The organism is Streptomyces violascens (assembly GCF_014649955.1).
Taxonomy (GTDB): Bacteria; Actinomycetota; Actinomycetes; order Streptomycetales; family Streptomycetaceae; genus Streptomyces; species Streptomyces violascens.
On sequence record NZ_BMUA01000020.1, the window covers coordinates 134,896 to 145,163 of the forward strand.

General features: G+C 72.8%; 5 protein-coding genes and 1 riboswitch. Of the genes, 2 read left to right on the forward strand and 3 right to left on the reverse strand.

Annotated features, from left to right (window positions below):
* Positions 1–671 precede the first annotated feature (671 nt).
* Positions 672–1,658, reverse strand: coding sequence for a Dyp-type peroxidase (locus IE206_RS30640; protein WP_189967803.1), 987 nt, complete (start codon positions 1,656–1,658; stop codon positions 672–674).
* 803 nt (positions 1,659–2,461) lie between these two features.
* Positions 2,462–3,052 (reverse strand): cysteine hydrolase family protein, encoded by a 591-nt coding sequence (locus tag IE206_RS30645; protein WP_189967833.1) that lies wholly within the window; start codon positions 3,050–3,052, stop codon positions 2,462–2,464.
* Between the two features lie 128 nt (positions 3,053–3,180).
* On the opposite strand from IE206_RS30645, the gene IE206_RS30650 reads away from it, so the two are divergent.
* Both IE206_RS30650 and IE206_RS30655 read left to right on the forward strand, forming a co-directional pair.
* Positions 3,181–4,170 (forward strand): GlxA family transcriptional regulator, encoded by a 990-nt coding sequence (locus IE206_RS30650; RefSeq protein ID WP_189967805.1) that lies wholly within the window; start codon positions 3,181–3,183, stop codon positions 4,168–4,170.
* Positions 4,171–4,576: 406 nt separating this feature from the next.
* On the forward strand, positions 4,577–6,238 hold the full coding sequence (locus IE206_RS30655; RefSeq protein ID WP_189967807.1) for a sigma-70 family RNA polymerase sigma factor: 1,662 nt from the start codon (positions 4,577–4,579) through the stop codon (positions 6,236–6,238).
* A gap of 69 nt (positions 6,239–6,307) precedes the next feature.
* On the opposite strand, the gene cobN is transcribed toward IE206_RS30655, so the two are convergent.
* Complete coding sequence (cobN, locus tag IE206_RS30660; RefSeq protein WP_189967809.1) at positions 6,308–9,928, reverse strand: cobaltochelatase subunit CobN; 3,621 nt, start codon at positions 9,926–9,928, stop codon at positions 6,308–6,310.
* Positions 9,929–10,000: 72 nt separating this feature from the next.
* Positions 10,001–10,085: riboswitch (cobalamin riboswitch) on the reverse strand.
* Between the last annotated feature and the right edge of the window lie 183 nt (positions 10,086–10,268).

Genomic DNA, 10,268 nt, shown 5'->3' on the forward strand with positions numbered 1-10,268 from the left:
GTCCTCCTGGGGCTCCACCCCAGACCCCGTTCGCTCCTTAAGGGCGCTCGTCCTCAAACTCCCCCAAGGCCTCAAGGGCCAGGGGGGACCCCCATGACGGGCTGGGAATGCACCCTGGCGGGGTCGACGCCGCCAGGGGCGCGGTGCTGTGACATGTGCGACTCCGCCGCGATGGGGGTCCCCCCTGTTCGAGCGAAGCCGAGAACTTGGAGGAGCGAGCAACCGCACACGGCCCGAGGCCGAAAGCGGGTTTAGGGGCGCGGGGAACTGCGCGACCAGCCATCCACCGCCCGCAGACTGACGGCCGTCAGAGGATTCGGGCGCAGCCCAGGGAAGCCCACACCCAACCCCGCCAGGGGCGCGGGGAACTGCGCGACCAGCCATCCACCGCCCGCAGACTCACCGCCGTCAGAGGATCCGGGCGCAGCCCAGGGAAGCCCACACCCAACCCCGCCAGGGGCGCGGGGAACTGCGCGACCAGCCACCCGCCGCCCGCAGACTCACCGCCGTCAGAGGATCCGGGCGCAGCCCAGGGAAGCCCACACCCAACCCCGCCAGGGGCGCGGGGAACTGCACGACCAGCCACCCACCGCCCGCAGACTCACCGCCGTCAGAGGATTCGGGCGCAGCCGAGGGAGCCCGCACCGAAATCCCCCACCCCCAGCGGAGCGTCACAGCACGCCGCTGCCCAGCGGCCGCCCCGCCCCCGCCCCCGGCAGCACATAGAACAGCGCCGAACCATAGTGCTCGGCAAAGGAGTTGAGCGCGTCGCCCGCGACAAGCCGCTGCTGCACCCGCACGAAGAGCGCGGGGTCGTTCATGTAGGCCAGGAACAGCAACCCCCGGTCGGCCCGACTGTTCTCGTAGGAGTAGCCGCGCCGCAGCATGCGAGCCCCGTCATCGAGCCGGGAGTTCGCGAGCCGCACATGCGCGTCGGCGGGCAGAACGTAACCGCCCTCCGGAGTCCGCGCGTCCAGGTCCGCCCCGTCGCGCTCGGAGCCACCCCCCAGCGGCTCACCCCCACGCCTGCGGCGCCCGATGATCTGCTCCTGCCGGGCAACGGGCAGCCGTCCGAACTCCTCGGCACGCAGCCGTACCCTCCGTACGACGAGGAAGGTGCCGTCGGCGTACGGACCGGGCCCCGGCAGCCACACCCACCGCTCGCTCTCCGCGCCGGTGGGATTCGTCGTCCCGTCCTTGAACCCGAGCGGATTGCGCGGGGTCTCGCCGTCGCGCACCGCCGTGAAGGGACCGGACTGCGGCCCGGGCAGCTCGCCCGGCAGGAACCCGGCCTGCCGCCAGCGCGGCTGCAACACCCCGGTGCCGGCGCCCGCGAGCAGCCCGGCGGCCCGTTCGCACGCCCACGGGTCCGGCGCACAGATCTGTACCCCGATCTCGCCACCGCCGGCCCCCGCGTCGAGGTGCTCCCCGTCGAACGCGGGCAGCTCCCGCAGCCCCTCGGGCGCCCCGACGCCGAGCCGATTCGGCAGCGCGGGCCCGATCCCGACGGTCGCGGTGGCCCCCGCCTCAAGCCCGGACAGCGCCTCGCTCCACCGCGCGAGCAGCCGCCGTACGGCGTCCCTCCCGGAGGCTCCGCGCGTGCCCGGGGTGAGGTCGTAGGAGAGGACGAGCGCGTGCTGGGTCCGCGGATCGGTCACCCCGGCCTGCCGCACGGGCCCACGGGGCGCACCCTGCGCCGGCTGCCGCGAGGCCTCGCGCGGGGGCGCGGAGTCACATCCGCTCAGCGCGAAGGCCAGGGGGAGGGTGGCGAGGAGGGCGCGGCGACGGATCCTGGGGGGCCCAGGGGGCCTGGGGACGCTCAAGTCATCGTACAAAACAGTATATTTCGCGACGAAGGTGCTGCGCACGATACACCTACGGCGCCGGGGCACCTCGCTTTCTCGGCTCTGCGTGCCGCGCGAGGCTGAAAGGGGGGTCAGGGGCGCGGGGCTGTCACATTGTGGGGCTCCGCCGCGATGGGGGTCCCCCCTGTTCGAGCGAAGCCGAGAACTTGGGGGAGCGACCAGCCACCCACGGCCCGCAGCCGCCCCATCCGCCCCCGGAGGCCACGCGGCGGAGCCGCAGAGTGTTGCAGCGGGAAGGGGTGGGGTGGGGGGGGGCCTCCGGGGTCCGGGTCGGAGCCCCGGCGTCGCACCCCGCCCACTCGACAACTCCCGCAGCACGCAACGCCGTTACTGTTCCCCCAACGGATTGACGGGCGGCGGAGGCGCATCCGGATCATCTCCGGCAACGGGCAGCGGCCGATGTCCCTCGGACCAGTGGTTGGACCACCCGCACACCCCGCACGAATACCGCCCGTCGAGCCCCGCCAACTCCGTGCCGCACCGCTTGCACCGCGTGTACGTGATGTCCGGCGTCGGTGCGGGCCCGGGCTCCGGGGACCGTCCAGGGGCGTGGGTCACCCCAGGGAGCCTACCCAGCGCGGCACCGCGATTCCCTGCTACCGGCACGCCGCCAGCAGCCCCGCCGTCGTCACGACGTTCGCGAAGCCGCCGCCGTGCAGGGACACCGCGGTGGCCCGGGCCAGTTCGTCGGCACTCCGGTGCCAGCCGAAGGGGCCGGCCAGGTCGAAGGTGTGGGTGGCGTCGAGCGGGAGCAGCACCTCGTAGCCGAGGTTGCCGCCCATCCGGGCCGTGGTCTCGACGCACATATTGGTCTGGATGCCTACCACCACGAACTGCTGGACCCCCGCCTCCTTGAACCAGGCGTCCAGGTCGGGCGAACCGTAGAACGCCGAGTTCACGGTCTTCGTGACGAGGAGCTCCGGGCCGCCGCCCAGCCCCCGCCGCTCCTCCACGTACCCCTTGAAGTCATTGCCGGTGTACCCCGGCCGCAGCGGCGACTCCGGCTTCGACGAGTCGTGCCGTACGAAGACGACCGGCCGACCGGTCTCCTGCCAGGCCGCGATCAGCGCGGCGATGTTCTCGTCGGCGGAGGGATTGTTGCGCGGCCCCCAGAACCGCTCCTCCTCGAAGCCCTGCTGTACGTCGACGACGACGAGCGCCGAGTTCGGCGCGATGTCCGTGCTCATGCCCGTGCCCATGCTCTGTACCTTCTCGTCACTGCTGCTCATGGCGTTGCTCATGGCCCCCATGCTGCCGTTCCGGAGCACCCCGCCCCAGAGGTACAGAAGTCAGCGATCGATGGTTTACTGCCACCATGCCGAGCCTGCCGCGTACTCCCCTCCACCGCATCGCCCTGCTGGCCTTCCCCGGCATCCGGGCCTTCGACGTCTCCGTGATCACCGAGGTGTGGGGCGCGGACCGCACCGACCGGGGCGTGCCCGCCTTCGACCTGCGCCGGGTCGCGGCCGACCCGGCGCCCGTGCCGATGCGCGGCGGCCTCGCCCTCACCCCGGACCGGACCCCGGCCTGGCTGGACCGCGCCGAACTGATCCTCGTCCCCGGCCTGGACGACCACACAACTCCCGCACCCGCACCCGTACTTGAGGCACTGCGCCGTGCCCACGCTCGCGGCACGACCATCGCCTCCCTGTGCGGGGGCGCGTTCACCCTCGCCCAGGCCGGGCTGCTCGACGGCCGCCGCGCCCTGACCCACTGGGCTCTCACCGACCTGTTCCGGGCCCGCCATCCGCGGGTCCGCGTCGAGCAGGACGCGCTGTTCGTGGAGGACGGCAACATCTGGACGTCGGCCGGCACGGCCGCGGGGCTCGACCTGTGCCTGCACCTCGTGCGGATCGCGCACGGCGCCGAGACCGCCGCGACGATCGCCCGCTCGATGGTCACCGCGCCGTTCAGGGCGGGGAGCCAGGCCCAGTTCATCGAACATCCCACCCCGCGCACCGACCGGGACCTGGACGCCCTGGCCGACGTGCGGGCGTACGCGCTCAGCCACCTCCACGAGCCGCTGACCGTCCCCGCACTCGCCGAGCGGGCCGGGATGTCCCCCCGCTCCTTCGCCCGGCACTTCACCGCGGCCACCGGCACGACGCCCCGGCGCTGGCTGCTCGACCAGCGCATCGCGACGGCCCAGAAACTCCTCGAACGCACCGACCTGCCCATGCCGGAGGTGGCCCGCCGAGCAGGCTTCGGCAGCGAAATCACGATGCGCCAACACTTCGCCATACGCCTCACAACGAGCCCACGCGCCTATCGCGCCTCGTTCGCGTCCACCCCAACTTCCTTGTAGCCAGGGCAACTTGAGGCCGCCCCGAGGCTCCGCCCCAGACCCCGTTCGCGCCTGAAGGGCGTTCGTCCTCAAACTCCCCCAAGGCCTTAAGGGCCAGGGCCCCCACGACAGGCTGCAATGCCCCGATGCGAGCGAAGCCGAGAACTTGGGGGAGCGACCAGCCCCCCACCGCCCTCACCCGAATGGACTCACCCGACCGGCCCAGCGAGCGTGACGAGGCCCACACCCCCATCGCCTCCCCCACCCCCGGCACACCCTCCACCAGCCAGAATCCGTCTGAAGTCGTCAGAACCTGGCAAACACAAGCCGATATCCATCATCGGATTTCTGTTATCCGGTCACCGTCGCTCTGTCTCCTCTCCGTCGGGTCAGTTAGGTTCGATGCTCCGGGGAGAGTGGACGAGGCGTGATCAGTGAACAGGCAGCCGCGGTGGTCGTCGCGGCCCGGGACGGGGATCAGCGGGCGCGGGACGAGCTCGTCGCCGGGTATCTGCCGCTCGTGTACAACATCGTCGGCCGCGCCCTGAACGGGCACGCCGACGTCGACGACGTCGTGCAGGAGAGCCTGCTGCGGATGCTCGACGGGCTCGGCTCGCTGCGGGACCCGGAGGCCTTCCGGTCCTGGCTGGTCGCCGTCACCATGAACGAGATCCGGCGGTACTGGCAGGGCCACCGCCGTACCCCCGTCGACGGCGGGCTCCAGGACGCCTACGACGTCGCCGACCCCGGCGCCGACTTCGTCGACCTCACCATCACGCAACTCGGGCTTTCCGGGCAGCGCAAGGAGGTCACCGAGGCCACCCGCTGGCTGGAGACCGACGACCGCGCGCTCCTGTCGCTGTGGTGGCTGGAGGCGGCCGGCGTCCTCACCCGGGGCGAGGTCGCCTCCGCGCTCGACCTGTCCCCCGAGCACGCCGCCGTACGCATCCAGCGCATGAAGGGCCAGCTGGAGACCGCCCGAGTCGTCGTGCGCGCCCTCGCCGGGATCGAGCGCTGCGGCGAGCTCTCCGGGCTCGCCCTCTCCTGGGACGGACTGCCCTCCGCCCTCTGGCGCAAGCGCATAGCCCGGCATGCCCGGACCTGCGCCGTCTGCTCCGGGCACTGGAGCGGGCTCATACCCGCCGAAGGGCTGCTCGTCGGCCTCGCCCTCGTCCCGGCGACAGCAACGGCCGGACTTCTCGCCGCCCTCCACGGAGGAGCGGGCCCGGCTCTGCAGACCGCCGCCTACGCCACGAACGCACCCGCCGCACCCGCTCCCGGCACCGCGTCCCAGCCCGCCCCCCGAGCCACCCACGCCGCCCACAAGCGCCGCGGCCCCACCTCCCGGCGCGACCTGCGCGACCAGCGGGCCCGGCGCCGGCGCCGGGCCGCCGCCGTCATCGCCGGGGTCGCCGCGATCGCCGCCCTCGGCGGGGCCTTCCACTTCTTCACCGACTCGGGACAGGATCCCTCGCACGCCGTCGCCGACGCGCCCGTCACGACCACCGAGGCCGCCCCCGACGGCGTCAGCACGAAGCCGGTGCCGCCCACCCCCTCCGCCTCCAACTCGCCGTCCAGGCCCAGCAGTTCGCCCCGCCCCAGCGTCAAGCCCTCCACTCCCCCCGCCAAGCCCTCCTCGCGCCCCGTGTCGCCCAAGCCCAGCCCCACCGCCAAGCGCGCGGCCACCGGCACCGACTCCGGTCAGCCCGCCGCCGCCCAGGACGTGCTCGCGCTCGTCAACTCCGAGCGCGCCAAGGCCGGTTGCTCCGCGCTCACCAGCAACCCCAAGCTCTACGACGCCGCTCTCAAGCACTCCGAGAACATGGCCGCGCAGAACTTCTTCGACCACACCGACCCCAGCGGCGCCGGGCCCGGCGAGCGCATCACCGCCGCCGGGTACAAGTGGAGTACGTACGGAGAGAACATCGCCCGGGGGCAGGCCGACGCGGCCGCCGTCATGGACTCCTGGATGCACAGCCCCGGCCACCGCGCCAACATCCTGAACTGCGCGTTCAAGGAGATCGGCATCGGTGTGCACTACGGCTCCGGCGGGCCGTGGTGGACCCAGGACTTCGGCACCCAGAGCTGAAACCCGCCAACTGAACGCCGGTGGGCCCGGATCGGAGGAGACCCGGGCCCACCCTCCACGCCAAAGAACTCAGCCCTCGTCCTCCAGGTCCCCCTCGGTCTCCAGGTACACCTGGCGAAGGGCTTCCAGGACCGCCGGGTCGGGCTTCGCCCACATGCCGCGGGACTCGGCCTCCAGGAGGCGTTCCGCGATGCCGTGCAGGGCCCACGGGTTGGCGGCCTGGAGGAACTCGCGGTTGGCCGGGTCCAGGACGTACGTCTCGGTCAGCTTGTCGTACATCCAGTCGGCGACCACGCCCGTCGTGGCGTCGTAGCCGAACAAGTAGTCCACGGTGGCGGCGAGTTCGAAGGCGCCCTTGTAGCCGTGGCGGCGCATCGCCTCGATCCACTTGGGGTTCACCACGCGGGCCCGGAAGACCCGCGAGGTCTCCTCGACCAGGGTGCGGGTCTTGACCGTCTCGGGGCGCGTCGAGTCGCCGATGTACGCCTCGGGGGCGGTGCCCCGGAGCGCGCGGACGGTCGCCACCATGCCGCCGTGGTACTGGAAGTAGTCGTCCGAGTCGGCGATGTCGTGCTCGCGGGTGTCGGTGTTCTTCGCCGCGACCGCGATCCGCTTGTACGCCGTCTCCATCTCGTCCCGCGCCGGACGCCCGTCCAGCTCGCGGCCGTAGGCGTAGCCGCCCCACACCGTGTAGACCTCGGCGAGGTCGGCGTCGGTGCGCCAGTCGCGGGAGTCGATGAGCTGGAGCAGACCCGCGCCGTAGGTACCGGGACGGGAGCCGAAGATGCGCGTCGTGGCGCGGCGTTCGTCGCCGTGCTCGGCGAGGTCGGCCTGGGTGTGGGCGCGTACGTAGTTCTGGTCGGCGGGCTCGTCGAGCGAGGCCGCGAGGCGTACCGCGTCGTCGAGGAGGCCGATCGTGTGCGGGAAGGCGTCGCGGAAGAAGCCCGAGATGCGCAGGGTCACGTCGATGCGGGGACGGCCGAGCTCGTCGAGCGGGATCGGCTCAAGGCCGGTGACCCGGCGCGAGGCGTCGTCCCAGACGGGGCGCACGCCGAGCAGCGCCATCGCCTCGGCCACGTCGTCGCCCGCCGTGCGCATCGCGCTGGTACCCCACAGGGAGAGCCCGACCGAGGTCGGCCAGTCGCCGTTGTCGGTGCGGTAGCGATTGGCGAGGGACTCGGCGAGGGCCTGGCCGGTCTCCCAGGCGAGCCGGGAGGGGACGGCCTTGGGGTCGACCGAGTAGAAGTTGCGGCCGGTCGGCAGGACGTTGACCAGGCCTCGGAGGGGGGAGCCAGAGGGGCCCGCCGGTACGAAGCCGCCGTTGAGGGCGTGCACGGTGTGGTCGAGTTCGGCGGTGGTCGCGGCGAGGCGCGGGACGACCTCGCGGGCCGCGAACTCCAGGATGGCGCGCACCTGTTGGGTCTGGTCGGCGGGGACTGCGGCCAGGTCCCAGTCGGCGTCGTCCATCAACTGCACGAGGGCGCGGGCCTGCTCCTCGGCCTCGTCGGCCGAAGTGCGGGTGGCCGCGGACTCATCGAGGCCGAGGGCTTCGCGCAGGCCGGGCAGGGCGGTGGTGCCGCCCCAGATCTGGCGGGCCCGCAGGATCGCGAGGACCAGGTTGACGCGGTCGGCGCCGGCCGGGGCGTTGCCGAGCACGTGCAGGCCGTCGCGGATCTGGACGTCCTTGATCTCGCAGAGCCAGCCGTCGAGATGCATGATGAACTCGTCGAAGCCCTCGTCCTCGGGGCGGTCTTCGAGCCCGAGGTCGTGGTCGAGCTTGGCGGCCTGGATCAGCGTCCAGATCTGGGCGCGGATCGCGGGCAGCTTGGCCGGGTCCATGGACGCGATCTGGGCGTGCTCGTCGAGGAGTTGCTCCAGGCGCGCGATGTCGCCGTACGAGTCGGCGCGGGCCATCGGCGGCACCAGGTGGTCGATGAGCGTGGCGTGCACGCGGCGCTTGGCCTGGGTGCCCTCGCCCGGGTCGTTGACCAGGAACGGGTAGACCAGCGGGATGTCGCCGAGCGCGGCATCGGGACCGCAGGCGGCGGACAGGCCCGCGTTCTTGCCGGGCAGCCACTCCAGGTTGCCGTGCTTGCCGAGGTGGATCATCGCGTCGGCGCCGAAACCGCCGTCGGCGGCGGAGGCCGCGATCCAGCGGTAGGCGGCCAAGTAGTGGTGCGAGGGCGGCAGATCGGGGTCGTGGTAGATCGCGATCGGGTTCTCGCCGAAGCCGCGCGGCGGCTGGATGAGGATCAGCAGGTTGCCGCGGCGCAGGGCCGCGAGGACGATGTCGCCCTCGGGATTGCGGGACCGGTCCAGGAACATCTCGCCGGGCGGCGGCCCCCAGTGCTGCTCGACGTTCTCGCGCAGCTCCTCGGGCAGCGTCGCGTACCAGCGCTTGTAGTCGGCGGCCGGGATGCGGACCGGGTTGGCCGCGAGCTGCTCCTCGGTGAGCCAGTCCTGGTCGTGGCCGCCCGCGTCGATCAGGGCGCGGATCAGCTCGTCGCCGTCGCCGGAGACCAGGCCCGGGATCTCGTCCTCGGGCCCGAAGTCGTAGCCCTCGGCGCGCAGCCGGCGAAGCAGCGCGACGGCGCTCGCGGGGGTGTCAAGGCCGACCGCGTTGCCGATCCGGGAGTGCTTGGTCGGGTACGCGGAGAGCACGAGGGCGAGCCGCTTGTCGGCGGCCGGGATGTGCCGGAGCCGGGCGTGCCGCACGGCGATCCCGGCAACGCGAGCAGCACGCTCACCGTCGGCGACATACGCGGGCAGCCCGTCCTCATCGATCTCCTTGAAGGAGAACGGGACGGTGATGAGACGGCCGTCGAACTCGGGGACGGCGATCTGGCTGGCCGCGTCCAGCGGGGATACGCCCTCGTCGTTCTCCTCCCAGGCGCTGCGGGAGCCGGTGAGGCAGAGCGCCTGGAGGATGGGTACGTCGAGGCCGCTGAGGGCGCCCGCGTCCCAGGACTCGTCGTCGCCGCCGGCCGATGCGGTGGCCGGCTTGGTGCCGCCCGCCGCGAGGACGGTGGTCACGATGGCGTCGGCGGCGCGCAGTTCGTCGATGAGTGCGGGCTCGGGGGCGCGCAGCGAGGACACGTACAGCGGGAGCGCGCGGGCCCCGGCGTCCTCGATCGCGCCGCACAGGGTGTCCACGAAGGCGGTGTTGCCGCTCATGTGGTGGGCGCGGTAGTAGAGCACCGCGACGGTCGGTCCTTCGACCGTACGGGCCGTGCGCTCAAGAGGGCCCCAGGAGGGGGCGGGCGCGGGCGGCTCGAAGCCGTGGCCGGTGAGCAGCACCGTGTCGGACAGGAAGCGGGCGAGCTGGTCGAGGTTGGCCGGGCCGCCGTGCGCGAGGTAGGCGTGCGCCTCCGCGGCGATGCCGACGGGGACGGTGGAGGCGGCCATGAGCTGGGCGTCCGGGGCCTGTTCGCCGGTGAGCACGACAACGGGGAGCCCGCTCGCGGTGAGCTGATCGAGCCCGTCCTGCCAGGCGCGTACGCCGCCGAGCAGTCGTACGACGACGAGCCCGACGCCGTCGATGAGCGCGGGCAGGTCGTCGAGGGCGAGCCGGGACGGGTTGGCGAACCGGTAGGGCACCGGGCCGTCGTTCGCGGCGCGGGCGCTGAGGAGGTCGGTGTCGGACGTCGACAGGAGCAGGATGGGGCGGGGGCCCTGGGGGTCCTCAAGCATGCGGCGTCAGGCCTTCCTCGGGGTGTCCGCGCCCCGGGTGGTGTCGGAATGGGTCTCCCCGAGGGGAGGGGGGAGTTCCTGACTCGCCCGGCCGAGCGGGGGCTCGGGTCCGGGCTCACAGTGGCGGGACCGCGCCGGAATCACACCGGGCTTCCTCCCCTGACGCCGTCACCGGCGCAACGGGCCGTGCGGCCCGTTGCCTGCATAGTAGCGACCTCGCCGGGGGCGACACCGGGCGCGGATCGCTTCCGCGGGGGGTGGGGTTCAGTGCGGGGCGCCTCCGCGGGGGGTGGGGTTCGGTGCGGGGCGCCTCCGCGGGAGGTGGGGTTCGGTGCGGGGC

What these genes read in the sequence shown, in the direction of transcription:
- cobN (WP_189967809.1), bottom strand. Translation starts at nt 9,928, where the DNA reads ATGCTTGAGGACCCCCAGGGCCCCCGCCCCATCCTGCTCCTGTCGACG.
- IE206_RS30650 (WP_189967805.1), top strand. Translation starts at nt 3,181, where the DNA reads ATGCCGAGCCTGCCGCGTACTCCCCTCCACCGCATCGCCCTGCTGGCC.
- IE206_RS30645 (WP_189967833.1), bottom strand. Translation starts at nt 3,052, where the DNA reads ATGAGCACGGACATCGCGCCGAACTCGGCGCTCGTCGTCGTCGACGTA.